General features: G+C 72.2%; 24 protein-coding genes. 10 read left to right on the top strand and 14 right to left on the bottom strand.

Translation table 11 applies throughout. The features are described from left to right. Window positions 1-314: 314 nt before the first annotated feature. On the bottom strand, window positions 315-1799 hold the full coding sequence (locus tag ACFQ6S_RS18435) for an ATP-binding protein (RefSeq protein ID WP_383410307.1): 1485 nt from the start codon (window positions 1797-1799) through the stop codon (window positions 315-317). Continuing rightward, window positions 1796-2653 (bottom strand): response regulator transcription factor, encoded by an 858-nt coding sequence (locus ACFQ6S_RS18430; protein WP_383410304.1) that lies wholly within the window; start codon window positions 2651-2653, stop codon window positions 1796-1798. The genes ACFQ6S_RS18435 and ACFQ6S_RS18430 overlap by 4 nt, the downstream gene beginning before the upstream one ends. Before the next feature lie 193 nt (window positions 2654-2846). On the opposite strand from ACFQ6S_RS18430, the gene ACFQ6S_RS18425 reads away from it, so the two are divergent. The 4 genes from ACFQ6S_RS18425 to ACFQ6S_RS18410 all read left to right on the top strand — a co-directional run bounded on the left by ACFQ6S_RS18425 (window position 2847) and on the right by ACFQ6S_RS18410 (window position 6718). Beyond that, entirely contained in the window at window positions 2847-3452 is a 606-nt protein-coding gene (locus ACFQ6S_RS18425) for a carbonic anhydrase (protein ID WP_383410301.1), read from the top strand. Further along, a complete protein-coding gene (locus ACFQ6S_RS18420; RefSeq protein WP_383410298.1) occupies window positions 3449-5212 on the top strand; it encodes a SulP family inorganic anion transporter in 1764 nt (587 codons plus the stop codon). The genes ACFQ6S_RS18425 and ACFQ6S_RS18420 overlap by 4 nt, the downstream gene beginning before the upstream one ends. A gap of 84 nt (window positions 5213-5296) precedes the next feature. Beyond that, window positions 5297-5710 carry an LAETG motif-containing sortase-dependent surface protein gene (locus tag ACFQ6S_RS18415; RefSeq protein WP_383410295.1) on the top strand — a complete coding sequence of 138 codons (414 nt, stop codon included), beginning with the start codon at window positions 5297-5299 and terminating at the stop codon, window positions 5708-5710. A gap of 81 nt (window positions 5711-5791) precedes the next feature. Then, window positions 5792-6718 carry an oxidoreductase gene (locus tag ACFQ6S_RS18410; protein WP_383410292.1) on the top strand — a complete coding sequence of 309 codons (927 nt, stop codon included), beginning with the start codon at window positions 5792-5794 and terminating at the stop codon, window positions 6716-6718. Window positions 6719-6737: 19 nt separating this feature from the next. Here ACFQ6S_RS18410 and ACFQ6S_RS18405 read toward each other — a convergent pair whose 3' ends face one another. From ACFQ6S_RS18405 to ACFQ6S_RS18385, 5 genes are all read right to left on the bottom strand, one after another. After that, window positions 6738-7523, bottom strand: coding sequence for an SDR family NAD(P)-dependent oxidoreductase (locus ACFQ6S_RS18405; protein ID WP_383410289.1), 786 nt, complete (start codon window positions 7521-7523; stop codon window positions 6738-6740). Window positions 7524-7623: 100 nt separating this feature from the next. Then, window positions 7624-8208 carry a TetR/AcrR family transcriptional regulator gene (locus ACFQ6S_RS18400; RefSeq protein ID WP_383410286.1) on the bottom strand — a complete coding sequence of 195 codons (585 nt, stop codon included), beginning with the start codon at window positions 8206-8208 and terminating at the stop codon, window positions 7624-7626. Between the two features lie 49 nt (window positions 8209-8257). Further along, window positions 8258-8608 carry a nitrite reductase small subunit NirD gene (nirD, locus tag ACFQ6S_RS18395; RefSeq protein ID WP_383410283.1) on the bottom strand — a complete coding sequence of 117 codons (351 nt, stop codon included), beginning with the start codon at window positions 8606-8608 and terminating at the stop codon, window positions 8258-8260. Then, a complete protein-coding gene (nirB, locus tag ACFQ6S_RS18390) occupies window positions 8605-11199 on the bottom strand; it encodes a nitrite reductase large subunit NirB (RefSeq protein WP_383410281.1) in 2595 nt (864 codons plus the stop codon). Before nirB ends, nirD begins: the two co-directional genes overlap by 4 nt. Further along, window positions 11200-12411 (bottom strand): NAD(P)/FAD-dependent oxidoreductase, encoded by a 1212-nt coding sequence (locus ACFQ6S_RS18385; RefSeq protein ID WP_383410279.1) that lies wholly within the window; start codon window positions 12409-12411, stop codon window positions 11200-11202. Window positions 12412-12671: 260 nt separating this feature from the next. Here ACFQ6S_RS18385 and ACFQ6S_RS18380 point away from each other — a divergent pair, with 260 nt between their 5' ends. From ACFQ6S_RS18380 to ACFQ6S_RS18365, 4 genes are all read left to right on the top strand, one after another. Beyond that, window positions 12672-13193, top strand: coding sequence for a hypothetical protein (locus tag ACFQ6S_RS18380; RefSeq protein ID WP_383410276.1), 522 nt, complete (start codon window positions 12672-12674; stop codon window positions 13191-13193). Between the two features lie 10 nt (window positions 13194-13203). Continuing rightward, entirely contained in the window at window positions 13204-14484 is a 1281-nt protein-coding gene (locus tag ACFQ6S_RS18375) for a sensor histidine kinase (RefSeq protein WP_383410274.1), read from the top strand. A 30-nt stretch (window positions 14485-14514) separates the two neighbouring features. Further along, complete coding sequence (locus ACFQ6S_RS18370) at window positions 14515-15165, top strand: LuxR C-terminal-related transcriptional regulator (protein WP_383410271.1); 651 nt, start codon at window positions 14515-14517, stop codon at window positions 15163-15165. 103 nt (window positions 15166-15268) lie between these two features. After that, window positions 15269-16051, top strand: coding sequence for a sulfite exporter TauE/SafE family protein (locus ACFQ6S_RS18365; RefSeq protein ID WP_383410268.1), 783 nt, complete (start codon window positions 15269-15271; stop codon window positions 16049-16051). 16 nt (window positions 16052-16067) lie between these two features. Here ACFQ6S_RS18365 and ACFQ6S_RS18360 read toward each other — a convergent pair whose 3' ends face one another. Next, the gene (locus ACFQ6S_RS18360; RefSeq protein ID WP_383410265.1) at window positions 16068-16967 is read right to left on the bottom strand and encodes an NAD(P)-dependent oxidoreductase; all 900 of its coding nucleotides are present in this window, start codon (window positions 16965-16967) and stop codon (window positions 16068-16070) included. A 97-nt stretch (window positions 16968-17064) separates the two neighbouring features. Here ACFQ6S_RS18360 and ACFQ6S_RS18355 point away from each other — a divergent pair, with 97 nt between their 5' ends. Beyond that, the gene (locus ACFQ6S_RS18355) at window positions 17065-17466 is read left to right on the top strand and encodes a winged helix-turn-helix transcriptional regulator (protein ID WP_383410263.1); all 402 of its coding nucleotides are present in this window, start codon (window positions 17065-17067) and stop codon (window positions 17464-17466) included. Here ACFQ6S_RS18355 and ACFQ6S_RS18350 read toward each other — a convergent pair. From ACFQ6S_RS18350 to ACFQ6S_RS18340, 3 genes are all read right to left on the bottom strand, one after another. After that, on the bottom strand, window positions 17404-18081 hold the full coding sequence (locus ACFQ6S_RS18350) for a class F sortase (protein WP_383410260.1): 678 nt from the start codon (window positions 18079-18081) through the stop codon (window positions 17404-17406). The two genes, ACFQ6S_RS18355 and ACFQ6S_RS18350, sit on opposite strands and share 63 nt — an antisense overlap. A gap of 117 nt (window positions 18082-18198) precedes the next feature. Next, window positions 18199-18708: a hypothetical protein gene (locus ACFQ6S_RS18345; protein ID WP_383410258.1), complete on the bottom strand. Its 510-nt coding sequence runs from the start codon at window positions 18706-18708 to the stop codon at window positions 18199-18201. A gap of 347 nt (window positions 18709-19055) precedes the next feature. Then, the gene (locus ACFQ6S_RS18340; RefSeq protein ID WP_383410255.1) at window positions 19056-20702 is read right to left on the bottom strand and encodes a M4 family metallopeptidase; all 1647 of its coding nucleotides are present in this window, start codon (window positions 20700-20702) and stop codon (window positions 19056-19058) included. A gap of 111 nt (window positions 20703-20813) precedes the next feature. Here ACFQ6S_RS18340 and ACFQ6S_RS18335 point away from each other — a divergent pair, with 111 nt between their 5' ends. After that, window positions 20814-21248 (top strand): gamma-glutamylcyclotransferase family protein, encoded by a 435-nt coding sequence (locus tag ACFQ6S_RS18335; RefSeq protein WP_383410253.1) that lies wholly within the window; start codon window positions 20814-20816, stop codon window positions 21246-21248. Window positions 21249-21499: 251 nt separating this feature from the next. On the opposite strand, the gene ACFQ6S_RS18330 is transcribed toward ACFQ6S_RS18335, so the two are convergent. The 3 genes from ACFQ6S_RS18330 to ACFQ6S_RS18320 all read right to left on the bottom strand — a co-directional run bounded on the left by ACFQ6S_RS18330 (window position 21500) and on the right by ACFQ6S_RS18320 (window position 24939). Next, the gene (locus tag ACFQ6S_RS18330; protein ID WP_383410250.1) at window positions 21500-23602 is read right to left on the bottom strand and encodes a molybdopterin oxidoreductase family protein; all 2103 of its coding nucleotides are present in this window, start codon (window positions 23600-23602) and stop codon (window positions 21500-21502) included. A 179-nt stretch (window positions 23603-23781) separates the two neighbouring features. Next, complete coding sequence (locus ACFQ6S_RS18325; protein ID WP_383410248.1) at window positions 23782-24078, bottom strand: hypothetical protein; 297 nt, start codon at window positions 24076-24078, stop codon at window positions 23782-23784. Window positions 24079-24252: 174 nt separating this feature from the next. Then, the gene (locus ACFQ6S_RS18320; protein WP_383410245.1) at window positions 24253-24939 is read right to left on the bottom strand and encodes a vancomycin high temperature exclusion protein; all 687 of its coding nucleotides are present in this window, start codon (window positions 24937-24939) and stop codon (window positions 24253-24255) included. Between the last annotated feature and the right edge of the window lie 213 nt (window positions 24940-25152).

Below are 25152 nucleotides of genomic sequence, written 5' to 3'. Positions count from 1 at the left end.
GGGGGGGGTGGTTAGGGGGGGTGGGGGGCGGTCAGGGCGTCTGGGGGGGGGGGGGGGGGGGGGGGCTGTGGGCCGCCGCCCCCCCCCCGCGCCACAAGGTTCCGCCGAACACGGCGGCGGAACCGCCGAGGACGGCCGCACGCAGGAGGTTACGACGTTCCACTCTCACTCCAAGAGGTGCCGTACCGGCCCCGCCGCCGGTCGACGACGGGGTCGTGCGAGGGGAGCGGCATGGAACCTAGGGGAGCATGGTGGACGGACCGTAGCCAGTTGATGACCGCCGGACGGCGCACCTGGGAGCTGCCTGTGGGCGCTCACGCGGGCAATGCCGGCACCACCCGCTTTCGCTGCCCGGCCCGGTCGGCGCCCGGACCGTGCCCCTCGCGCGGCGGCTCCGAAGACGGCAGCCGGACCACCGCGTCCAGCCCGCCCGCGGCCGAGGCGTGCAGGCTCACCTCGCCGCCGCTCGCGTGGGCGAGCCGCTGGACCAGCGACAGGCCCAGCCCCGTACCACCCTTGGGGGCGCCCGGCGCGCGCCAGAACCGGTCGAAGGCGCGGGCCCGCTGCTCCGCGGTCATGCCGGGCCCCTCGTCGGTGATGTGCAGGTCGACCCACGCGGGGCGGGCGTCGCGCAGGGCCCGGCGGGCCGGCACATGGAGCCGTAGCTCGATGGTCACCGTGCTGTCCGGCGGCGAGGCCCGCAGGGCGTTGGAGAGCAGGTTGTCCACGATCTGCTCGACCCCGCCCGGCACCGAGAGGACCGGACCCACGCTGCCCGCGAACAGCACCAGCGAGACCCGCTGCCGCTCGAAGAGGGGCAGCCAGGTGCGGTGCCGTTCCGCGCAGACGGCGCCCACGTCGACCGGGGCCGGCGTCGCGGAGTCCTCCTCCAGACGGGCCATCGCCAGCAGCCCCTCGACCATCCGCGAGAGCCGGTCCGTCTCGGTCACGGCGGCGGTGAGGCTGCCGAGGCCGAGGTCGGTGACGTTCGGTTCCAGGTTCTCCAGCCGCAGCCGCAGCGCCGCGAGCGGCGTCTTCAGCTGATGGGAGGCCTCGCCCGCGAACGCCCGCTGGGCGGCGAGGAGATGGGCGAGCCGGGCCGCCGTACGGTTGAACGCGGCGGCCAGCCGGCGCACCTCCGGCGGGCCCTTCGTCATCGTGACCGGCGTGGCCCGGCCGCCCTCCGCCAACTCATGGGCGGCATGCTCCAGTTCACGGATCGGCCGCCCGGTCCAGCGGGCGATGGCGAACCCGACCAAGGAGACCGCCGCGAGCACCCCGAGCCCGCCCAGGCACAGCAACAGCCACACGTGATGGACGCGTTCGTGCACCGTCCGGGTCGGCAGCGTCAGCCATACGGCACCCTGGAGCCGCGCATCGCGCTGGACCGGCGCGGCGACCGACAGATACTCGACCCCGCCGATGGTCGACGTGCGGACATCCACCGTGGACGTGCCGCGCAGGGCGGCCGCGATGCCGGGGCGGGAGGCGAGGTCGGCCGACATCACGGCGGCCAGCGGATGCGAGGCGGCGAGCAGGGCGCCCGAGGCGTCCACGACCACCACCTTGCCGCCGATCCGCTCGGCGCAGTGCATCACCCGGCGTGGCAGATCCCGTTCGGCCCGGCCCGCGCTGAGCGACAGCGAGGCGTACGCCGAGACCGATTCGGCCTCGTCCTTCGCCGCGTTGACCACCCGCTCCCGCTCGCTGCGCGAGTACACGAAGCCCAGCGGGATCTCCAGACAGGCCAGCACGAGCGCGGCGAGGCTGAGATAGCTGAGCAGCAGACGGCGGGTCATGGCGAGGGCACCCGCTGCCCGCCCGGATCGGTCTGCACCGCCAGCCGGAAGCCGACCCCGCGCAGCGTCTGGATCCACGCCGAGTCGCCCAACTTGCGCCGCAGCGAGGCGACATGGACGTCCAGCGTCTTGGTCGGGCCCTCGTAGTGCGGGTCCCACACCCGGTCCAGGATCTGCTGCCGGGAGTAGACCGCGCCCGGATCCTCGGTCAGCAGCGCCAGCAGCTCGAACTCCTTGGGGGTGAGGGTGACCGGGATCTCGCCGACCCAGACCTGACGGGTGCGGCGGTCGACGACCAAGGGGCCCGGGGCGTACGGGGGCCGGGGTGCGGGTTCGTCGTCCGACGCGGGCGGCGAGGCCTCGTACGACAGTGGTGCCGGTGGCGGCGGGAGCGCCGGTTCCGCCCGTGCCTCGGCGCGCAGACGTTCCACCAGTGCCTCGGTACGCCCCCGCTCGACCGGCGTCTCCGGTCGCACCGGCTCCGCGGTCGCCTCGGTGCGCTGCGTCCGCCGGGTCACGGCGCGCACCCGTGCCACCAGCTCCCGCATGCTGAACGGTTTCGCCAGATAGTCGTCCGCGCCGAGTTCCAGCCCCAGCACCCGGTCGGCCTCCTCACCCCGCGCACTCAGGATGATGACCGGCACGTCCGAGACCCGCCGGATGCCCCGGCACACGTCGATGCCGTCCATGTCCGGCAATCCGAGGTCGAGCAGCACGACATCGCCGTACGCGCTTCTCAACCCCTCCGCCCCGGTGGTCACGTGATCCACCGTCAGTCCGAAGTGCGCGAGCCCCTCGGTGAGCGGTTCGGCGATCGTCTCGTCGTCCTCGATGAGCAGCACTCGTATGCCCATGCGTCCTGTCTCTCCGTGAATTCACATTTTCTGCCCTGACGTCCACACGCTACAAGGAGAAAGCGCTTGTGGAGCATTGCGGCAAAGAATGTCCAATTACTGGACGCGCGCTGGCCCTTACTTAACCTTCCTCTGGTGTGTGCCCTTCTACGGTGCTGTTGAACTGGTCGAACTCCCAGCCGAGGAGGCAGAGTTGAAGGCATTGCTGGACCGAGCCCGCTCATTCAGGCGCAGGGTCGATTTCGAAAGCGGTGAATACCGGAAACTCGCCGACGGGCAATATCCCGAGGCGCTCTTCATTACCTGCTCGGACTCACGGGTCATACCCGCACTGATCACCGGTGCGCGGCCCGGAGAGATATTCGAGCTGCGCAACGCGGGCAATATCGTGCCGCCGTACGGCAGCCCCGGCGCATCCGGGGAGGCGGCCACCATCGAGTACGCACTGGAGGTGCTCGGGGTTCAGGACATCGTCGTGTGCGGTCACTCACACTGCGGCGCGATGGGCGCGCTGAAGTCCGGCGACGACCTGTCCGCGCTGCCGGGCGTCGACGCCTGGCTCCAACTGGCCCGCCCCGAACTGGCGCAGATCCTCACCACCGCCTCCGACGACCCGTCGCTGCCCGATGTGGCGCAGGGCAACGTCGTCAACCAGCTGGCCGTACTGCGGACCTACCCGGTCGTGCGGCAACGGCTGGACGGAGGGCGGCTGCGGCTGCACGGCTGGTACTACGAGGTCGACACCGGGCAGGTGCACGAGCTGGAGGGCGACGGCCGGTTCCGGGTGCATACCGGATGAGCGGGGCGCATGCGCGGGGGCGCACCCGCGGCAAGGAGGACGCCTCCAAGGTCGCGGGTGCCCCGAAGATCACGGGTGCTTCCAAGATCACGGGTGTCGCGAAGACCGCCGGAGCGGGACCGGCGAAGGCCGGCGGCGCGAAGCCGGACCTCGCCAACGAGATCACCGCCTCCCTCGTCGTCTTCCTCGTCGCCCTGCCGCTGTGCATCGGCGTGGCCGTCGCCTCCGGTGTCCCCGCCGAACTCGGCATCATCTCCGGGGTGATCGGCGGCCTGGTCGTCGGCGCGGTCCGGGGCAGCACGCTCCAGGTCAGCGGGCCCGCCGCCGGGCTCGCCGCACTGGTCGCTGAGACGGTGCTGGAGCACGGCCTGGCGATGCTCGGGGTGATCGTGCTGTTCTCGGGCATCCTCCAGATAGTCCTCGGGGTGGTGCGCCTCGGCCGGATGTTCCAGGCGATCTCCCTCGCCGTGGTCCAGGGAATGCTCGCCGGTATCGGGCTGCCGCTGATGTTCAGCCAGGCCTACCCGATGGCCGACGCCAGGGCGCCCGGCACCCCGATCGAGAACATGGCCGGGATTCCGGGCCTGTTCGCCGACGTCCTCACCGACCGGCAGGCGATGATCGCCACGCTGCTCGGTGTCGCCACGATCGTGCTGAGCTTCGTCTGGAAGAAGATGCCGGGCCCGGCGAAACGGATCCCGGCCGCGCTGGTCGCGGTCGGTGTCGGCGTCGCGGTCGCCGCGCTGCCCGGCGTGGACGTGAAGACGCTCCAGGTCGGGAACCTGCTGGCGTCGGTGCGGGTGCCGGGGGCCGAGGAGTTCGCGGGACTCGCGGACGCGGCGGTCATCGGCTCCATCCTCACCTTCACGGTCATCGCCTCCGCGGAGAGCCTGTTCACCGCGGCCGCCGTGGACCGTATGCACAGCGGGCCGCGCACCCGCTACAACACCGAACTCATCGCCCAGGGCGCCGGGAACACGATCGCGGGCATCCTCGGCGCCCTGCCGATCACGGCGGTCGTGGCCCGCAGCTCGGCGAACGTCCAGGCCGGCGCCAAGACCCGGATCTCCCGCACCCTGCACGGCCTGTGGCTGCTGGCGTTCGCGCTGCTGCTGCCGCAGGTCCTGGCGCTGATCCCGATCTCGGTGCTCGCGGGCGTCCTCGTGCACAGCGGCTGGAAGCTGTTCGCGCCGGAGGAGTTCCCGAAGATGTGGCGGCAGGACCGGGGCGAGTTCGCGGTGATGACGACGACAACGCTGGTCATCGTGGCGACCGCGCTGCTGGAAGGCGTCCTGCTCGGTCTCGCGGCCGGGATCGTGCTGGCCGCTCTGCGCATGTCGCAGACGGTGATCCGGCAGCACATCGAGGACGACACCGCGAAGGTCGTCATGGCCGGCAACGCGACGTTCCTGCGGCTCCCGCAGGTCATCGATGCGCTGGAGAACGCGGCGGCCTCGGGCAGGCCGCGCATCAGGCTGGACCTGACCGGCGTGACACATCTGGACCACGCCTGCCGCAACCAGGTGGAGGAGTTCACGGCGCAGCAGCGGGGGCTGGGGCTGCGCGTGGAACTGCTGATGCCGGGACCGGCGAGGACGGAGGCGCCCGGCATCACCCACCCCGCCCCGGAGGCGGCCCCGACGCCCATGCCGCCGTCGGGTCCCGGCCCGCACGCCGAGTGGTTCTACCTGGACACGAGGGCACCGTCGGACGGATACGAGGACCATGCGGAGAGCTACCGCCCGGTCACGTCACGTTAGCATCACGGGTCCTTCATAACTCCACCGCAACTGTGGCCCCTGGCTACGTTCGTCACCTCGTGAACGACCAGGGAAGGACTCCCCGTGAACCTGCTCCGCAAGCCCGGCGCCATCGTCGTCGTCGCGCTGGCGCTGGCCGCACTGCCGTCCACCGCCGCCGCCCATGACGGTGACCACCCGTTCAAGAACTGCACCGAGGCGTACGCCAACGGGTACTCCGACATCCCCGCGAACGACGAGCACTACGGCGCCCACCTCGACCGGGACGACGACGGCATCGGCTGCGACAACCCGCCCGCCGACTTCGTCCCCGCCGAGGACACCTCCGGCGAGGCGGAGACCGGCTCCGAGACCGGGGCCGAGGCCGAGAACGGCACCGACCTCGCCGAGACCGGCGGCGACGACAGCACCCCGTACCTGGCGGCGGGCGGCGCGGCCGCGCTGCTGGCCGGGGGCGGGGTGCTGCTGGCCGTGCACAGGCGGCGCGCGAGGAGCTGAGTCGGATCCCGCCGGCTGGGCGGGACGGGCGCCCGCTCGTAGGCTGAGCCCAAGCCCTCCCCGTCCGGAAGGAGCTCGGCCATGCCGGGCTGGAACGCACACGACATCCCCGACCGGAGCGGCCGCGTCGCCGTCGTCACCGGAGCCAACAGCGGGCTCGGCTACGTCACGGCTCGGGAACTGGCCCGCAAGGGCGCCCGGGTGGTGCTCGCCTGCCGGAGCGAGCCGCGTGGCGCGGCGGCGCGGGACCGGCTGGTCGCCGAAGTGCCGGGCGCCCTGGCCGAGTTGCGGCGGCTCGACCTCGGGGACCTGGGCTCCGTACGGGAGTTCGCCGCGGCCTTCCCGTACGACCGTCTCGACCTGCTCGTGAACAACGCCGGGGTGATGGCGTTGCCGTACGGCACGACGGTGGACGGCTTCGAGACACAGTTCGGCGTCAACCACCTCGGGCACTTCGCGCTCACCGGTCTGCTGCTGCCCGCGCTGCTCGGCACACCGGGCGCGCGGGTGGTGACCGTCTCCAGCCCGCTGCACGCGCTGTCCAACATCGACCTCACCGACCTCAACAGCGAGCGTTGCTACCGGCGTTGGCTCGCCTATGCGCGTTCCAAGACGGCCAACCTGCTCTTCACGCACGAACTGGCGCGCAGGGCCGGGGCGCAGGGGGCGGATCTGGTGGCGGCCGCCGCGCATCCCGGGTACGCGGACACCAACCTGCAGTCCGCGGGGCCGCGCATGGCGGGGCGCCGGGCGAGCGAGTGGTTGGTGCGGATCGGCAACCGCGTCCTCGCCCAGTCCGCCGAGGCCGGCGCGCTGCCCACCCTGTACGCCGCCACCGCGCCCGGCGTCCGCCCCGACTGCTTCACCGGCCCGTCCGTGGCCATGTGGCGCGGATCGCCCGCACCCTCCTGGCGGGCACCCTGGACCGTCAACGACCTGGCGGCCGAACGGCTTTGGGAGGCCTCGGAGCGGTTGACGGGGGTGACGTACGGCGCGCTGAAGGTGTGAGCTCGGTGCGGGTGTGCGCTCAGGCCGTCGCCCCGCTGTCCACCACCAGGTCCGTACCCACCACCGACGTGGCGTCGTCCGAGGCGAGGTAGAGGACGGCCGCGGCCACCTCCGCCGTGGTCGAGATACGGCCGAGGGGGAGGGTGTCCCGGGCGCGGGCGGTGCGGTCCGCGTCCGTCTCGCCGGGGCGCAGGGACATCGGGGTCTGGACGGCACCGGGACTGACCGCGTTGATGCGGATGCCGTCGCGGATGTGGTCGAGGGCGGCGCCCCTGGTGAGGACCGAGACGGCGGCCTTGGTGGCGGCGTACGCGGCGGCACCGGGGGCGCGGGTGTGGGCGCCGAAGGTGGAGGCGATGTTGACGATCGCGCCGCCGGCCGGCTGGGTGCGCATCTGGCGGATCTCGGCCTGGAGGGCCAGGAACACGCCGGTGACGTTGACATCGAGCTGGGTGTGCCAGTCCTCCTCGGAGAGCTCGGCCAGCGGCGCGCCGCCCCGGAAGACGCCGGCGTTGTTCACCGCCACGTCCAGGGAGCCGAAGTGCTCGACGGTGGCGGCCACCGCCGCCCGCACGTCCGCCGCGCGGGCGACGTCGGCCGTGACCGCCAGCGCCTTTCCGCCCGCCTCCTCGATCAGCGCCACCGTCTCCTCCAGCAGCTCCCGCCTGCGGCCCACCGCCACGACGTTCGCGCCCTCCGCCGCGAGTGCGAGCGCGATGGCCCGCCCGATGCCCGAGCCAGCGCCGGTGACCAGGGCGGTGCGATCCGTGAAGCGGGTGCGGCGGCGCGATGCGGTGGTGGTCATGGTCTCCCCATTTTTTGAACGATCGGTTCAATATCAGTGCAAGGAAATCGACACAAAGGAAATCGGCGCAAAGGGAAGAGCACCCCGGTCCGGGGTGCTCTCAGTGCAGCAGTGCCAGCGCCTGCTCCGCCGCGTCCCGTACCCGCGCCGGGTCCGACGACGCCTTGCCGACCACGCGCAGGCCCTGGAGCAGTACCAGCAGCATGCGCGCGAGGGTGAGCGGGTCGCGGTCGGCGGGCAGTTCGCCCTGGGCCTGTGCGCGGACCAGGGTCGAGTGCAGGACCGTCTCCAGCTGGTCCCAGTTGCGCTCGACGTGCCGGGCCGCGGCCGGGTCGTGCGGGGCGAGCTCCGCCGCGGTGTTGGTGATCATGCAGCCGTTCAGACGCAGTCGGGCGTCCATGGCCTCGGCCGCGTACCGCCGTACGACACCGCGCACGGCCGGCAGTGCGGGTCCCGGCTGGGACAGCTCGCGCACGATCGGCGGGAGTCCCGCCCGGTCGTAGCGCTCCAGTGCCTTCAGGTACAGCTCGTGCTTGCTGCCGAAGGTCGCGTACAGACTCGCCCGTCCGATGCCGAGGTGCTCGACCAGGTCGGACATCGACGTCGCCTCGTAGCCGCGCCGCCAGAACAGCTCGAGCGCTGCCTGGAGCGCGGCTTCGGGATCGAATTCCTTGGTCCTGGCCATGTGGGCCAGCCTAGATTCAATCAGAACGATCAGTCAAGAAATCCTGGTCCTACGACGCCCGAACCTCGTACGTCGTGATCCGCACCGCCTCGTCGTCCAGGCACTGCCCCGACTCCAGGTCGAACCGCTGCTTCAGCAGGGGCGAGGCGACGAACGGGCGGCCCTGGTGGGTGCCGGTCAGGCCGCGGGAGAGGACCGCCGCGCCGCCGAACGGATCGCGGTTGTCGATGGCGTAGAGCTGCCCGGAGCGGTCCCGGAACAGAGCCACCTGGTTGCCGTTCGGCAGCAGGGCCGCCACACCGCGGCCGGGGAGCAGCCGGGTCAGGTCGCAGACCGTCAACCAGTCTGCCTCCAGGAGCACTTGGACCTTCAGGTCGGTGGTCTCGGGTGCCAGAGTCATCGCTGGGCGCTTCCTTCCAGGGGGCGGTGGCCGATGGTCAGCAGCGGCAGGTCGGGCTTGATCTGGTCGCGCTCGGGGACGAAGCCGACGACCGGGTCGGGGGTGTCGGGCGCGTTGATGAAGGAGACGAAGCGGGCCAGCTTCTCCGGGTCGTTGATGGTCTCGGCCCACTCGTCGCGGTAGTTCGCGACATGGGCCGTCATCAGGGACTCCAGCTCCTCGCAGATGCCGAGCGAGTCCTCGACGACCACGTCCCGGACATGGTCCAGGCCGCCGGGGATCCGGTCCAGCCACACGCTCGTGCGCTCCAGACGGTCCGCCGTGCGGATGTAGAACATCAGGAACCGGTCGATCAGGCGGATCAGCTCGGCGTCGGACAAATCCTGCGCCAGCAGGTCCGCGTGGCGCGGGGTCGCGCCGCCGTTGCCGCCGACGTAGAGGTTCCAGCCGCCCGCGGTGGCGATCACGCCGAAGTCCTTCGACTGGGCCTCCGCGCACTCGCGCTGGCAGCCGGAGACCGCCGACTTCAGTTTGTGCGGCGAGCGCAGTCCCCGGTAGCGCAGCTCCAGGTCGATCGCCATCCGGACCGAGTCCTGGACGCCGTAGCGGCACCAGGTCTGGCCGACGCAGGACTTCACCGTGCGCAGCGACTTGCCGTAGGCGTGCCCGGACTCGAAGCCCGCGTCCACCAACCGCGCCCAGATGAGGGGGAGTTGCTCGACCCGCGCGCCGAACATGTCGATCCGCTGGCCACCCGTGATCTTCGTGTAGAGGCCGAAGTCCCGGGCGATCTCGCCGATCACGATCAGCCCCTCCGGGGTGATCTCACCGCCCGCGATCCGGGGGACGACCGAATAAGAGCCGTTCTTCTGGATGTTGGCGAGGAAGTGGTCGTTGCTGTCCTGCAGGGCCGCCTGCTCGCCGTCCAGGACATAGCCGCTCGCGCCGATCGTCGGGGCGAGCGAGGCGATGATCGAGCCCACCGCCGGCTTGCAGATCTCGCAGCCGTCGCCGCCCCGGGCGCCGTCACGGCCGTAGCGGTCGAGCAGGTCCTGGTAGGTGTTGATGCGCAGGGCGAGGACGATCTCGTACAGCTCCTCGCGGGTCTGCGAGAAGCAGCCGCACAGGCCCTTGTCGACCTCGACGCCTGAGGCCTCCAGCTCGGCGTTGATCAGCTGGCCGAGGACCTTGACGCAACTGCCGCAGGTCGTACCGGCCTTGGTGCACTTCTTCACCTCGGGCACGGTCGTGCACTGGTGGTCGGTGACCGCGCCGCGGATGGTGCCCTTGGTGACGTTGTTGCAGGAGCAGATGATCGCCTCGTCCGGCAGCGCGGACGGGCCGAGCTGGACGGGGGCGCCCGCGCCGGCCGGCAGCACCAGCGACTCGGGGGAGACCGGCGGGACCGAGCCGGTGAAGGCCTTCAGCGTGCCGTACGCCTCCGCGTCGCCGACCAGGATGCCGCCGAGCAGCGTGCCGTCGCGGCCGATGACCAGCTTCTTGTACAGGCCCGCGCGGGAGTCGGAGTACACGACGTCCAGACAGTCCTCGGCGGTGCCGTGCGCGTCGCCGAAGGACGCCACGTCCACGCCGAGCAGCTTCAGCTTGGTGGACAGGTCGGCGCCGAGGAACGCCGCCTCGTCCAGGGCGATGGTCGCCGCCGCCGTCTCCGCCTGCTCGTAACCGGGCGCCACCAGGCCGTACACCCGGCCGTCCGAGGCCAGCGCGCACTCGCCGATCGCGAAGACGTGCGGGTCGGCGACCGTACGGCACTGCTCGTCGACCGTGATGCCGCCGCGCTCGCCGACCGTCAGACCGCAGTCGCGGGCCAGCTGGTCGCGGGGGCGCACACCGGCGCTGAAGACCACCATGTCCGTGGCGAGTTCGGAGCCGTCGGACAGCTTCATGCCCGTGACGGCGCCGTCGGAGCCGACCAGGATCTCCTGCGTGCCGACGCCGGTGTGCACGCTCAGGCCCATGTCCTCGATGGTGCGCAGCAGCGCCGCGCCACCGCCGTCGTCGACCTGGACCGGCATCAGCCGGGGCGCGAACTCCACGATGTGGCTGGTGAGTCCGAGACCCTTCAGCGCGCCCGCGGCCTCCAGGCCGAGCAGACCGCCGCCGACCACCGCACCGGTCGTCGCCGACTTGGCGTACTCCTCGATGGCGAGCAGGTCGTCGATCGTGCGGTAGACGAAGCAGCCGGTGGCGTCCTTGTTCGGGACCGGCGGCACGAAGGGGTACGAGCCGGTGGCGAGGACGAGGGTGTCGTACTCGAAGACCTCGCCGGACCGGGCGGTGACCTTCTGCGCCTCGCGATCGACGGAGACGGCCGGGTCGCCGACGTACAGCTCGATGCCGTGCGTCTCGATGAACTCCATGTCCGTCATGGACAGGTCCTCGGCCGTCTTGCCCGAGAAGTACGAGGTGAGCGCCACGCGGTCGTACGCCGGACGCGGCTCCTCGCACAGCACGACCACGCGGTGCGTGGCGGTCAGGCCGCGCTCGGCGAGCGCTTCGAGGAAGCGCTGGCCGACCATGCCGTGGCCGACGAGCACGATCGTGGGGGTGGCCCCCGGGGTGGCGGTCATTCAGGAGCCTCCATCGTTGGTGAGCAGGTGGAGCAGGGGGCCGTCGTCGGGGAGCGGCTCCGCTCCCTCCCAGGCGCGGGCGAGCGCGCCGACGGTGCCGAGTTCGCCGACGAGAACCCCGCCGACCAGGCGGTCGTCGCGGACGACGACCTTGCGGTAGGTGCCGCGGGTGGCGTCGGCGAGCTGCACGACGTCGTCGCCGGGGCGCGGCTCCGTCTCGCCGAACGCGGCGAGGTCGAAGGCGCTCTGCCCGGCGAGCGTGAGCCGGGTCAGCGCACGGGTGCCGGTGTAGCGGGCCGTGCCGTCGCCTGCCAGCGACTCGGCCAGGACATCGGCCTGTTCGAGCGCCGGGGACGCGAGGCCGTACACCTGGCCGTTGTGCTGGACACAGTCGCCGATCGCCCGTATGTGCGGGTCGGAGGTGCGCAGTTCGTCGTCGACGAGGATGCCCTTGTGGACGGCGAGGCCCGCGTCCTGGGCGAGGCCGACCCGCGGGTGCACCCCGCAGGCGATGACCACGAGGTCCGCGTCGAGGGCGTATCCGTCGGCCATCTCGACCGAGCGGACCGCACCGCCCACCGAGCGCACGTCGCGCACCCGGCACTCGGTGTGGACCTCGACGCCGAGGTCCTTCAGGTGCCGCCGCATCAGCTTCGACGCGTTCGGGTCGAGCTGTCGCTCCATCAGGCGCTCGGCCTGCTGGGCGAGGACGACCTGGGCGCCGCGCTGGGCGAGCGCGCGGGCCGCGGAGACCCCGAGGAGCCCGCCGCCGATCACCACCGCCCGCACCCCCGGACGCACCGCCTTGGACAGGCCCAGGCAGTCGTCCATCGTGCGGAACGCGTGCACCCCCTCGGGCAGCACGTGGTCCGGCGTGAACAGGCCGCGCAGCGGCGGCAGTACCGGGTTCGAGCCGGTGGCCAGAACCAGCGTGTCGTATGCGATCTCCGACCCGTCCGCGAGACGTACGGCTCGCATCTCGCGGTCGATGCCGGTGACCTGGCCGCGCGTCAGCGTCGCGGGCGCCGGCAGGGCGATCACCTCGGGGCTGTACCGTCCGGCCAGCACCTCGGCGAGCAGCACCCGGTTGTACGGGCGGTGCTCCTCGTCGCCGACGAGCGTCACGGACGTGCCGAGCTCGCCGAGCCGCCGGGCGAGTCGTACGCCCGCGAGTCCGGCGCCGATCACCACCACACGCGTATTCGAGGTCATGTCCAGGAGCGTGCGGTGCCGGTGTTTCCCGACCGCATCACCTCTGTTTCCCGCGAGGAACGCTGCCCTCAGCGGGGCGGGGGAGCGGGTGTGAGGGTTCGGCGCGCGCGGTGGGGGCGGGCTGTGAGGCCGGGTGCGCCGGAGGCACGGTGGGGTGAACCGTACCTTCGGTTTCCGTGCAGGCCCCATCGAATACGACCGCCCGGGACGGGACGCTGGAGGCATCGGCTTTCAGCAGCTCACGCTCGGGGGGACGCGTCATGGACCAGATTCGCAGGGCCCCGGCTCCGCGGCCGGGACCGGCGGAGCCGGACGTCGCCGCCGTATGGGTCTGGAGGCTCGTGCGGGAGCCGTTCATCGCGGTGACGTGGCGGCGCACGGTGTATGCGGTGCTCGCCCTTCCGGTGGGTGTGGTGTGTGTCCCACTCGGCCTGGCGGGGCTGCCGGCGGGGCGCTGGCAGCGGGAGCTCGTGCGCAGGCTGCTCGGCGCCGAGCTGGCCGGCGGCCCGGGCGCGGGGCTCTCGCACGCGCTGGTCGCGCTGCCGCTCAACCTCGTCAGCGCCGTCGTCACCGTGTACGGCTGGTCGATCGTCCCGATGAACCTCGGCTGGCCCCTGCGGGCGGGTGGCGACCCCTCCGACGCCTGGGGCGGACCCACCTACGCCGGTGCCTGGACCTTCCACGCGATCGTGGGCGGCCTCGGCTTCCTGCTGCTCATGCCGTGGGTCGTACGCGGGCTGACCGCCCTCCAGCTTCGGCTGGCCCGGCTCGTGCTCGCCTAGGTTGACCCCCGTGAACCGCCTGCGCTCCCTCGCCGCCACCACCTTCGGCCGCCGCGCCCTGGCCGCCCTGCTGTACGCGGTGATCGCCTTCCCACTGGCGCTCGCCGGCTCCGTGCTGGTCCTGGTCGGGCTGGCGGTGGGCGGGGCGCTGTCCGTGACCACGCTGGGGCTGTGGCTGGTCGCCGGGACGGTGCGGGGCGCGCTGGCGCTGGGCGCGCTGCAGCGGGGGCTGGCCCGGGGGCTGCTCGGGGCGGAGATCGAGGAGCCGACACCGCCTGCGGGTGCCGGGGTGCTCGGGTGGCGGCGGGCGGTGCTGGGGGAGCGGGTCGGCTGGCGGGCCGTCGCGTGCGCGCTGGCCACCCCGTTCACGGCCGTGCCCGGGCTCCTCGCCGTCTTCGCCGGCTATGTCTACGGCGTCCTGTTCACGCTGCATCCACTGCTGGAGCGGGTGAACTACCGGACCGTGCGCCATTCCGACGGATCGGTGTCGCGGGTGTCCCTGGAGTTCTTCGGACATCAGGTCGACAGCTGGCCGCGCTGGCTGATCCCGGTCACGGCCGGACTGCTGCTGCTCGCCGTCGCCCCCGTCCTCGTGCGCCACGCGCTCACACCGCATCGCCTCCTGCTGACCGCGCTGCTCGGTCCGAGCGCCGCCGACCGCCGGATCCGCGCCCTGGAGGAGACCCGCGCGCACGCCGTCGAGGACGCCGCCGCCACCCTGCGCCGTATCGAACGCGACCTGCACGACGGCACCCAGGCCCGGCTCGTCGGTCTCGCCATGCATCTGAGCGTGATCCGCGAGCTCGTCACCGCCGGGGCCGAGCGCGACCGCCTCCTCGCCGCCCTCGACACCGCCCAGGGCAACGCCGGCCAGGCCATCACCGACCTGCGCCACCTGGTCAAGGGCATCCATCCGCCCGTACTCGACGAGGGCCTGCCCGCGGCCCTCGCCACCCTCGCCGCCGACAGCCCCTTGAACGTCGACGTCACCACCGACATCGCCGTACGCCCCGCTCCCGCCGTCGAGTCCATCGCGTACTTCTGCGCCGCCGAACTCCTCGCCAACGCCACCAAACACAGCGGCGCCGACGCGGCCACGGTGACCGTCACCGCCCGCGGCGGTCTGCTGCGGCTGCGCGTCGCCGACGACGGCCGGGGCGGAGCGGTGATCGGCGCGGGCTCCGGACTCACCGGGCTGCTGGGCCGGGTGCGCACGGTGGACGGCACCCTCACCTGCGACAGCCCGGCGGGAGGGCCTACCGTGGTCACGGTCGAGCTGCCCTGTGCCTGACCCCGCCCCCCGACCGCCGATCGGAGCCGCATGCGCGTCGTCATCGCCGAGGACTCCGCCATCCTGCGCGACGGGATCGTGCAACTGCTCCGGCTGCGGGACGTCGAGGTCGCCGCGGCCGTCGGCGACGCCGAGGCGCTGCTGGCCGCCGTCGCCGAACACGCCCCCGACGTCGCCGTGGTCGACATCAGGCTGCCGCCCACCCAGAGCGACGAGGGCGTACGGGCGGCCCTGCGGCTGCGGCGGGAGCACCCCGGTCTCGGGGTGCTGCTCTTCTCGCAGTACGTGGAGACCGTCCACGCGGCCCGGCTGCTCACCGACCCCGCCGGGTTCGGGTACCTGCTGAAGGAACGGGTCGTCGACATCGGGGAGTTCGTGGCCGCGCTGGAGCGGGTCGCGGCGGGCGGCACCGCGCTGGACCCCGAGGTCGTCTCGCAGCTCTTCGGCGCGAGCCGCCGCGCCACGGCCCTGGACGCGCTCACGCCCCGCGAGCGCGAGGTGCTCGGCCTGATGGCCGAGGGCCGTACGAACCACACCATCGCGACCGCCCTCACGGTCTCCGAGCGGGCCGTGGAGAAACACGTCGCCAACATCTTCACCAAGCTCGACCTGCCCCCGTCGCAGACGGGTCACCGGCGGGTGCTGGCGGTCCTCAGATACCTGGAGGGCACGCGCGCGTGACCGGCGCGGGAGCGGAGATCCCGGGACCCGGCGATTCCGCCGAACCTCAGATGCTCCTCATCTGCATGGACGGCACACGTATCCGCTGCCTAGGGTCGCGATCATGCCCGACATATCCCTGACCACGGTGGCCGTCCTGTGCCTCGCGGCCCTCGCGGCCGGCTGGATCGACGCCGTGGTCGGCGGCGGAGGCCTGCTGCTGCTCCCCGCCCTGCTGCTCGGCCTCCCGTCGAGCACCCCGGCCGCCTACGCGCTCGGCACCAACAAGGCGGTCTCGATCGTCGGCACCACGGGCGCCGCGGTGACGTACACCCGCAAAACGCCCGTTGACGTACGCCTCGCCGTGCGTATCGGTCTGGCGGCGCTCGCGGGTTCCTCCGGCGGCGCCTTCTTCGCGGCCGGCATGAGCACCGAGGTGCTCAAGCCCGTGATCATGGTGGTGCTGCTCGGCGTGGCCGCCTTCGTGATCCTGCGCCCCGCCTTCGGCACGGCCCCGGCGACCGGTCCGGTCTCCCGCCGCCGCACCCTCGCCGCGATCGGCCTCGCGGGCCTGGCCATCGGCTTCTACGACGGCCTGATCGGCCCCGGCACCGGCACGTTCCTGGTCCTCGCCCTCACCGCCGTCCTCCACCTCGACCTCGTCACCGCCTCCGCCACCGCCAAGATCGTCAACTGCTGCACCAACGCCGGCGCGCTCGCCACCTTCGCCTGGCAGGGCACGGTCCTGTGGCAACTGGCCGCGGTGATGGCCGTGTTCAACCTGGCGGGCGGCACACTGGGCGCGCACACCGCGCTGAAGAAGGGCAGCGGTTTCGTCCGGGTCGTGCTGCTGACGGTGGTGTTCGCGCTGGTGGCGAACCTGGCGTACGAGCAGTGGCTGGCGTAGGCGGTGTCCGCACCGCCTAGGCGGCCGGCCGCGGCAGCTCGAGCAGTTCGACGGCGCCGGTGGTGTCCTCCTCGCCGTGCCCCTCGGCCAGCCACCGTTCCATGAGGGCCATGTACGGCGTCAGCAGCTGTGCGCTCACGCCCTGCTCCTCGGCCGTGGCCAGCAGCGTGGCGTTGCCCGCGACCTGCATCGCGAGGTTGGAGACGACGTCCTTGCCGTAGTCGCCGCTCTGCAACCGGTCGGCGGCCTGGTGCGCGGCGGGGGCCATCGCGCCGAGCCACGACACGAGCAGCGGCGCGAAGTCCTTCGGGGCGATGTCCTCCCGGCGGATCAGCGCGAAGGCGTGCAGGACGCCCGCGAACATGCCGCTCATCGCGCTCAGCAACGCCACGTCGTGCAGCGCGGCGAACCCCGGGTCCGCACCGACATAGCGGGTGTCGGCCGGGACGGCGAGGGTGTCGCCGTGCTCCTCGAAGAGGCCCGGCGAGCCGCTGTAGAGGATGTACGCCCCCGACGGCGCGTCCCCGATCATCGGCGGTACGGCCATGATCCCGGCGTCCAGGAAACGGGCGCCGCGCGCTTGGGCCCAGGCGGCGCGGGCGCGGCCCTGGGCGGGCGTGCCGGTGGTCAGGTTCACCAGGTCGCGGCCGGTCAGGTCGGCGCCGTCGAGGGCCTCGCCGACCGAGGCGTCGTCCAGCAGACAGACGGCGACCAGCCGGCTCGCGGCCACCGCCTCGGCGGCGCTCGCGGCGACGGTGGCGCCCTCGGCGGCCAGCGGCTCGGCCCGGGCCGGGGTGCGGTTCCAGACGGTGACCGGGTGTCCGGCCGCGAGCCAGGCGCGGGCCAGGGCGGTGCCCATGGCGCCGGTGCCGAGAAGGGTGAGAGGGGTGCGAGGCGCAATCGGGTTGTCAGTCATGACGCCTAGGCTCGTCGCAGGGGAACGGCCTGCTCAAGTACGTACTTCCGAGTGGGTGGTTACCGCAGGGAAAGGATCCAGGCAAGGGAGGGACGCCATGGCGACCGGACGGCGGCCGGGAGCGTACATCTGCGGGATCGACGCGGCGATGGACGTGGTCGGCGGCAAGTGGAAGGTGCTCGTCCTCTGGGCGCTGAACGAGCGGCCGTGCCGCTTCGGGGAGCTGCGCCGGGAGCTCCCGGGCGTCACCGAGAAGGTGCTCGCCGCGCAGCTGCGCGAGCTGGAGGCCGACGGGATCGTTCACCGCGAGGCGTACGACGAGGTGCCGCCGCGCGTTCAGTACTCGCTGACGCCGCTCGGCATCTCGCTCAACGCGGCCCTGGGACCGCTGGGGGCGTGGGGGCGGGAGAACATCCTGGGTCCTCGTGCCGAGCGGTCAGCGGCTGCCGACGAGATGCGCGAAGACGACGACGTTGCCCCGATAGCCGGTCGTCCGTGAGTAGCCGCCGCCGCAGGTGATGACCCGCAGCTCGGGGCGCGCGGACGGGCCGTACACCTTCTCGTCGGGGAAGGCCTTCGCGTCGTACACCTCGACGGCGTCGACCGAGAACAGCGCGGTGCCGCCGTCGCGCCGGTCCACCTCGATCGTGCTGCCCTTCCGCAGGGCGCCGAGGCGGTAGAAGACGGCGGGCCCGTCGGCGTTGTCGACATGGCCGGCGACGATCGCGGTGCCCCGCTCGCCGGGCGTGGTGCCGGCCTCGTACCAGCCGGCGAGGTTCTTCCGCTCGGCGGGCGGCACATCGAGGCTGCCCGTCTTCGTCAGACCCAGGCCCATGAAGGGGGCGTCCACGCGGATCGAGGGGATGCGTATGCGGTCGGGAGGGGAGGGCGGGAGCGCGAGGGCCGCGTCGTGCAGGGGGTCGCGCGGGTCGGCGGGCGGGCGGCCGGTCAGCGGGACCGCCGCGGGCCTTCCCACGTCGCCGCTCTGCGCCTGCGACGGCTGCGGCGGGGTGTGCCGTCCGGTGCCGTTGTGCAGCAGCCAGGCGCCGGAGCAGAGGGCGAGCACGGTGACGGCGGCTATCGCGGCGTCACCGACGCTCCTGTGACTGCGCACACGAGCCTCCTGGGACTCTCCTCGGACCACCCGATCCCCCTCCGGGCCGCGAGGGGCATCGGACCCGGAGGGGGAGGGGACATGCGGTACCGGCGGACGGACAGCGGAGGGTGTCCGTCAGATCCCGTCGCCTCTCGCCCGGCGATGCAGGAGCCAGGTACCGCCCGCGGCGGCGACGGCGAGAGCCGTCACGCCGGCCGCGGTCTGCACGGGGTCGGTGCCAAGAGCGCCGCCGACCCCCGTCTTCACACTTCCTCTCGGATGCACCTGCCCGCGCGTCGACGTCAGCGTGACCACCAGGTCGCCCGTCACCCGCTTGCCACCGTCGGCGCAGGTCGCGACGATCTCGTACGTCCCCGGCTGCGCGCTCGGCGGCACCCGGAACCGCCCGGTCGCCTCCCGCTCGTGCGGCGCCAGCGTGAAGGGGCCGGCGCCCACCGCGCTGGCATCGCCCGCCGCGCCGCCGTCCCGGCACGCGGCCGTGTGCACCGTGATCTGTCCGCCCGGCACGACCGAGGACGGAACCAGTTTCAGCCCGCCGCCATCGCCGTACGCGGGTGCGACGACCAGCCCCACGGCACCGACGGCCAGCGCGGTCCCGGTCAGCAGACGGGCGGTACGTCGCATCGAAGCTCCTCCGAGCGCAACGGGCCCATGACCCGCGACACCCCCAAGTGCCGCCGCCTCGGCCGAGCCCCTGCTCTTCCGAGGTAAGGGGCAGCGGGCCGGACGCGCTTCCCGAGAGAAGGCCGGAAATGGGGTGAATGGGTGTCGCCAGGGAGGCACCGGAGCGTCGATGCGGCGGTGTTTCAGCAGGTCACCGGCGTGATGGAGGCGTGCCGCGGAAGAATCCGACGAGCGGAGGGCCGAGGGTGTGAACGGGTGACCCGTCCTGGCCGGGTGCCCGGTCTCCCGGGCCCGACCGTCTCCTCGAACCGCTCCGCCCATTCCCGTCACTCTCCGTCACGGGGTTCTCAGCCGACGTTGACCGCGCTCCACGCCGCCGCCACCGCGTCCTGCTCCGTGCTGCCCGCGCCGTACAGGTCCTTCGCCGCGTTCAGCGTCGCCGTCCGGGCCGCGGCGTAGTTCGTCGAGGACGTCATGTAGACGGTCAGTGCCCGGTACCAGATCTTCCCGAGCTTGGCCCGGCCGATGCCGGTGACCGAGGAGCCGTTGCAGGTGGGGGAGTTGTAGCTGACGCCGTTGATCGATTTCGTGCCGCTGCCTTCGGCGAGCAGGTACGCGAAGTGGTTGCCGATGCCCGACGAGTAGTGGACGTCGAGGTCCGCGGTGGTCGTGCTCCAGCAGTCCACCGAGACACCGTCCTTCGACGGCTTGTCCATGCGGCGCAGGGCTTCGCGTCCGAGCCCGTCGCGGACGATCTTCTCGCCGATCAGATAGTCCCCGGGGTCCGAGGAGTTGCCCGCATGGAACTCCACCAGCGACCCGAAGATGTCCGACGTCGCCTCGTTCAGCCCGCCGGACTCGCCCGAGTACGTCAGCGCCGCCGTCTTCGACGTCACGCCGTGCGACATCTCGTGCCCGGCGACGTCCAGCGACACCAGCGGTCCGAGCTGGGTGCCGTCACCGTCGCCGTACGTCATGCAGAAGCAGGTGTCGTCCCAGAAGGCGTTGTTGTAGCCGTTGCCGTAGTGCACGCGGTTGTAGGAGCCCTTGCCGTCGCCCGCGATGCCGTTGCGGCCGTGGACGTCCCGGTAGTAGTCCCAGGTCGCGTCCGTGCCGTACTGCGCGTCCACGGCGGCCGACGAGCGGTCGGCCGCCGTGCCGGTGCCCCAGTGGTTGTCGGCGTCCGTGAACACGGTCGACGGGGCGCGGTTGAGGCAGACGGTCAGGATGCACAGGTCCGTCTTGTTCGCCGCGTCACCCGTGTAAGTGCCGCCGCGCGTCGCGTCCTTGAGCTGGTACGTCGATCCCGACGCCGTGGTCTGCAACGGCACCGTGCCCGCGTACAGCGACTTTCCGTCGCCGGACGCCGTCTCGATGCTGTCCCACGCGTCGATCTGCGCGCCGCTGCCGGCGTCCGTCAGCACCGTGCGGGAGACCGGATTGCCGTCTGCGTCCTGCGCGACCGCATCGGTCCGCCAGGCCAGCTTCGGGGCGCCGTGCAGGGCGTCGACGACCAGCTCGGGCCTGGCCGTCAGCCGCTTCAGCGTCTCGCCGAGGTTCAGCGCGCGCAGCACGCTCGCGGCGAGATCGGCCGCCTTGGGAGCCGAGACCTTGGGTGTCACGCTCTTCAGGGCGACCGCGCCCCTGGTGGCCCGGGAGGCGCCGCGGTACGTGCCGTCCTTCGCCAGATGCAGGACGAAATCGCCGCCCAGAACGGGCAGTTGGCGATAGGTCCGGTCGTAGCGGACGTGCTGGGTGCCGTCCGCGTCCACGATCACATCCCGAACACGGGTGTCCTGCGCGGCCGTCAGCCCCAGACTCCCCCCGAGGTCGGTGAGAGCCGACGCGGCGTTCTCGACGGCGTCGGCCCTGCTCGGCGTCTCCTCAGCGCCTGCGGTCGGGGAGAGGGACGTGGCCAGCAGAGCGGCCGCGCTGACGGCGATGCCCGCCGTGGCAAGACGGGCCCCTCGGACGTGCGAACGTATTCGGCGCATCGGTCTCCTTGAACTGGGCGGGCGCAGAAGGTGACCAAGATTCAAGGCGCCGTGCACATGCCGTGGCCAGGGTGAATACGTGCAGGTGTGTGAGGGGAGAGAATCGTTTCCGTGACCCTCTCTCCTCGACTGCCGTTCTTCGTCTACGGCACCCTGCGCCCCGGCGAGCCCAATCACGACGCCTTCCTGCGCGGCCGCACGCTCGCGGAGGAACCGGCGCGGTGGGAAGGGGCGCTGCTGTACGACGGGCCGGGCTACCCGTACGTCGTCGAGGAGTCCGGCCGTGAGGGCACGGTCTACGGCGATCTGGTCACCGCCCGCCCCGAGGAGTACCCGGCGCTGCTGGCCGCCCTGGACCGGCTCGAGGAGTACGCCCCCGACGACCCGCGCAACCTCTACGAACGCCTGGCCCGAAAGGTGGTCCGCGCCGCCGACGGAACGGCCGTACAGGCGTGGGTGTACGTCGCCGCCCCCTCCGTCGCCGCCCGCCTGCGCACCCGCGGCAAGCTCATCGAGAGCGGCGACTGGGCGATACGGCGCGGCTGAGTCCCGCGCCCGCCAGGACCGGGCAGGGCCTGGGCCCTGTCGTTTGGATCATCTCGGCGTCGCGGGGCATGGTGCGCGCATCTGCGGCGTTGTCGTCGGTCGCCAACTCCCCCACTCTCGACTTCGCTCGAGCGGGGGGACCCCCATCGCGTTGACCCCCTCCTCCGCCTTGCAGCTGCACGCGCCATGCCCCGCTCGGGTCGGCTGAGAAGAACCGCACCTCACGGCCGAGCTGATCCCAACGACAGAACCTAGGACTTCACCGCCTCCACCCGCACCGCGCACGCCTTGAACTCCGGCATCCGCGATGTCGGGTCGAGCGCCGGGTTGGTCAGGGTGTTGGCGCGGCCCTCGCCCGGCCAGTGGAAGGGCATGAAGACGGTGTCGGGGCGGATGCCGGTGGTGATGCGGGCGGGGGCCACCGCCCGGCCCCGGCGCGAGACCACGGCCACCGGGTCGCCCTCGGCCGCCCCGAGCCGGGCCGCCAGTCGCGGGTGCAGCTCCACGAACGGGCCCGGCGCGGCCGCGTTGAGCTCCTCGACGCGGCGGGTCTGGGCGCCGGACTGGTACTGCGCCACGACCCGCCCGGTCGTCAGCAGCACCGGGTACTCCTCGTCCGGTTCCTCGGCGATCGCCCGGTGCGAGACGGCGGCGAACCTCGCCCGTCCGTCGGGCGTGGCGAACCGGTCGAGGAAGAGCCTGGGCGTGCCGGGGTGTGCTTCGGCCGCCGCCGGGCACGGCCAGAACACCCCGTTCTCCTCCGCGAGCCTGCGATAGGTGATCCCCGAGTAGTCCGCCGGCCCGCCCTCGCTCGCCCGGCGCAGCTCCTCGAAGACCTCCTCCGGATCGGTCGGGAAACCCTTCTCCAGACCCGCTTCCAGACCCTTCTCCCCGCCCAGCCGCGCCGCGAGCTCGTGCATGACCTCCAGGTCGCTGCGGACGCCCTCGGGCGGACTGATCGCGCGCCGCCGCAGCAGCACCCGGCCCTCCAGGTTGGTCGTCGTGCCCGTCTCCTCCGCCCACTGGGTGACCGGCAGGACGACGTCCGCGAGCGCCGCCGTCTCCGACAGCACGACATCGCACACGGCGAGGAAGTCGAGGGACTTGATCCGCTCCTCGATGTGCGCGGCATGCGGCGCCGACACCACCGGGTTCGAGGCCATCAGCAGCAGCGCCCGGATGTCCGTACCCAGCGCGTCCAGCAGCTCGTAGGCACTGCGTCCCGGGCCGGGCAGGCTGTCCGGGTCCACGCCCCACACCTCGGCGACATGCCGCCGCGCCGCCGGGTCGTCCAGCTTGCGGTAGCCGGGCAACTGGTCGGCCTTCTGGCCGTGTTCGCGCCCGCCCTGTCCGTTGCCCTGCCCGGTGAGGCAGCCGTATCCGGACAGCGGCCGGCCCGCCCGCCCCGTCGCCAGGCACAGGTTGATCCACGCGCCCACGGTGTCCGTGCCCTTGGACTGCTGCTCGGGGCCGCGCGCGGTCAGCACCATCGCATGCTCCGGCTCGCAGAACAGCCGTACGGCTTCCCGGAGTTGCGGAACGGACACCCCCGTGATCCGCTCCACGTACTCCGGCCAGTGCGCCATCGCGGCGGCCCGCGCGTCCTCCCAGCCGGCCGTGCGTTCCTGGACGTACTCCTCGTCGACCCGCCCCTCGGCGACGACCAGGTGCAGCAGTCCCAGGGCCAGCGCGAGGTCGGTGCCCGGACGCGGCATCAGATGCAGGTCCGCCTGCTCGGCGGTCCTGGTGCGGCGCGGGTCGACGACGATCAGGGTGCCGCCGTTCTCGCGCAGTTCGGTGAAGTAGCGCAGCGACGGCGGCATGGTCTCGGCGGGGTTGGAGCCGACGAGGATCACACAGCCCGTCTTCGGGATGTCCTCCAGCGGGAAAGGCAGCCCCCGGTCCAGACCGAACGCCTTGATCCCGGCCGCCGCCGCCGACGACATGCAGAACCGGCCGTTGTAGTCGATCTGCGAGGTGCCGAGCACGATCCTCGCGAACTTGCCGAGGCTGTAGGCCTTCTCGTTCGTCAGGCCGCCCCCGCCGAAGACCCCGCACGCGTCCGGGCCATGTTCCGTACGCGTGCGGCCGAGGCCCTCGGCGATGCGATCGAGCGCCTCTTCCCAGGTGGCGGGCACGAGCGTGCCGCCCGACCGCACCAGCGGCGAGGTCAGGCGGACGCTAGAGGCCAGCACCGCGGGAGCCGTACGGCCCTTGCCGCACAGCGCTCCCTTGTTCACCGGGAAGTCCGGCCGCTCGACCACCGCGACACCCCCGTCCTGCAGGGGCGTGAGGTTCATTCCGCACTGCAGGGCGCAGTACGGGCAGTGCGTGGGCGTCGCGGAGTTCGGCATACCGTTCAGCGTGCTTCGGGCGTGTTACGTCCGCGGCGGCTCCCTGTTACGCGGCCGGGACGGTGACCTCCCCGCAGCCGCCGGGCCGTCGTGAGGGGGCGCACGCGAAGGGCGGGAGCAGGGCAAAGGCCCCGCTCCCGCCCTCTCAGGGACAGTCCTTGGTCAGAGGACGCCCTGGGTCAGCACTCGTACGCGTAGTACGGGACGTCGCCGGGCTCCAGACCGATCGTCCCGATCGCGTACGGAGCGATCTGGATGCACGACGGGTCGAAACCGTCGACCTCGACGCTGGCGAAGATGGTGTACCCGCACGCGTTGTAGATGTCCGCCCAACCGGGGCCGGAGCCCTGGAGTTTGGCGCAGCCCGGCTCCCTCGGCTGTCCGGCCTCGGCCGCCGTGGCGGTACCCGCGGCTGCCGCTCCGGTGATCAGCACCACCGCGGCGGCCGTGGCGAACAGAGAGCGAAGACGAGTCATCAGATGTCCTTTCCCCCAGTCGCGGCGGGCGGTCCGATCCGCCGCCGCACTGCGGTGGAAGCTATGTGTAGTCGACCGACTACGGAAAGCTTCCCCTCGGGTATTCACACCGTTGGCTGGCGTGCGCGCGTCAAAACCTGCGTGCGAGAGCATGAGCCCTCGTTTCGGGCGCCTCTATCGCTTCGCCGCCAGCGCGTTCGCCACCCCCGCCTCCCTCGGCCCGAGGAAGTGGGGGTCCGGCTCGAAGACGGCGTCCAGGGCCGCCTTGCCGGCCGCGAGGATCTCCCGGCTGCCGCCGTAGTACCAGGTCGCGTCGTGCCGGTCCTCGACTCCCACGCCGTACGACGTCACCCCCGCCTCCTGGCACAGCGCGACCGCCCGCCGGATGTGGAAGCCCTGGCTGATCAGCACCGCCTCGTCGACGCCGAAGATCTTCTTGGCGCGGACGCAGGAGTCCCAGGTGTCGAAGCCGGCGTAGTCGCTGACGATGTGCGAGTCGGGGACGCCGTGCCCGGTCAGATACGTGCGCATGGCGTCCGGCTCGTCGTAGTCCTTGCGGCTGTTGTCACCCGTGACGAGGACGACCTTGATCCGCCCCTCGCGGTACAGCTCGGCCGCCGCATCGAGCCGGTGGGCGAGGTAGGGCGAGGGCTCACCGTCCCACAGTCCGGCCCCGAAGACGACGGCGACGTCGGTGCGCGGCACGTCGGCCGTGGTGTGCAGCCGGTCGCCGGTGACGAGCCGCATCCAGGTGGCCGGAAGCAGCCCCAGCACGCATCCGGCCACCACGGCCCGCACCAGCCGACGCTGCCCGGCGCGGGTGCGCGGAAGTCTCGGTCGGCCCAGCTTCGGTCGGCGCATCGGACGGTCCCTCCCCGGTCGGCACACGGCCTGTCCTCGACCTTCAGGGACGTCCTGTCAGCCATCGCGGTTCACCCCACACGACGTGAGCAGCTTCACTTCGGCCGCTGAAACCGCAGGTCATGCCGCCTCACACCGTCGGGGACCCGCCGGTGAATCCGGTGTAAGAACCCGTCATTCCCGTGAAACGGGGCGGCAACGTCCCACCGCCAC

Origin of the sequence: Streptomyces sp. NPDC056479, assembly GCF_042795335.1 — a bacterium.
GTDB lineage: Bacteria > Actinomycetota > Actinomycetes > Streptomycetales > Streptomycetaceae > Streptomyces.
Note: the sequence above shows the minus strand (reverse complement) of the source record. Positions and strands in the feature narration are given on the sequence as shown.

Coding starts and splice junctions, on each gene's coding strand:
- ACFQ6S_RS18435 (WP_383410307.1), bottom strand. CDS start 1,799: ATGACCCGCCGTCTGCTGCTCAGCTATCTCAGCCTCGCCGCGCTCGTG.
- ACFQ6S_RS18430 (WP_383410304.1), bottom strand. CDS start 2,653: ATGGGCATACGAGTGCTGCTCATCGAGGACGACGAGACGATCGCCGAA.
- ACFQ6S_RS18420 (WP_383410298.1), top strand. CDS start 3,449: ATGAGCGGGGCGCATGCGCGGGGGCGCACCCGCGGCAAGGAGGACGCC.
- ACFQ6S_RS18410 (WP_383410292.1), top strand. CDS start 5,792: ATGCCGGGCTGGAACGCACACGACATCCCCGACCGGAGCGGCCGCGTC.
- ACFQ6S_RS18405 (WP_383410289.1), bottom strand. CDS start 7,523: ATGACCACCACCGCATCGCGCCGCCGCACCCGCTTCACGGATCGCACC.
- ACFQ6S_RS18400 (WP_383410286.1), bottom strand. CDS start 8,208: ATGGCCAGGACCAAGGAATTCGATCCCGAAGCCGCGCTCCAGGCAGCG.
- nirD (WP_383410283.1), bottom strand. CDS start 8,608: ATGACTCTGGCACCCGAGACCACCGACCTGAAGGTCCAAGTGCTCCTG.
- nirB (WP_383410281.1), bottom strand. CDS start 11,199: ATGACCGCCACCCCGGGGGCCACCCCCACGATCGTGCTCGTCGGCCAC.
- ACFQ6S_RS18385 (WP_383410279.1), bottom strand. CDS start 12,411: ATGACCTCGAATACGCGTGTGGTGGTGATCGGCGCCGGACTCGCGGGC.
- ACFQ6S_RS18380 (WP_383410276.1), top strand. CDS start 12,672: ATGGACCAGATTCGCAGGGCCCCGGCTCCGCGGCCGGGACCGGCGGAG.
- ACFQ6S_RS18370 (WP_383410271.1), top strand. CDS start 14,515: ATGCGCGTCGTCATCGCCGAGGACTCCGCCATCCTGCGCGACGGGATC.
- ACFQ6S_RS18365 (WP_383410268.1), top strand. CDS start 15,269: ATGCCCGACATATCCCTGACCACGGTGGCCGTCCTGTGCCTCGCGGCC.
- ACFQ6S_RS18360 (WP_383410265.1), bottom strand. CDS start 16,967: ATGACTGACAACCCGATTGCGCCTCGCACCCCTCTCACCCTTCTCGGC.
- ACFQ6S_RS18355 (WP_383410263.1), top strand. CDS start 17,065: ATGGCGACCGGACGGCGGCCGGGAGCGTACATCTGCGGGATCGACGCG.
- ACFQ6S_RS18345 (WP_383410258.1), bottom strand. CDS start 18,708: ATGCGACGTACCGCCCGTCTGCTGACCGGGACCGCGCTGGCCGTCGGT.
- ACFQ6S_RS18340 (WP_383410255.1), bottom strand. CDS start 20,702: ATGCGCCGAATACGTTCGCACGTCCGAGGGGCCCGTCTTGCCACGGCG.
- ACFQ6S_RS18330 (WP_383410250.1), bottom strand. CDS start 23,602: ATGCCGAACTCCGCGACGCCCACGCACTGCCCGTACTGCGCCCTGCAG.
- ACFQ6S_RS18325 (WP_383410248.1), bottom strand. CDS start 24,078: ATGACTCGTCTTCGCTCTCTGTTCGCCACGGCCGCCGCGGTGGTGCTG.
- ACFQ6S_RS18320 (WP_383410245.1), bottom strand. CDS start 24,939: ATGCGCCGACCGAAGCTGGGCCGACCGAGACTTCCGCGCACCCGCGCC.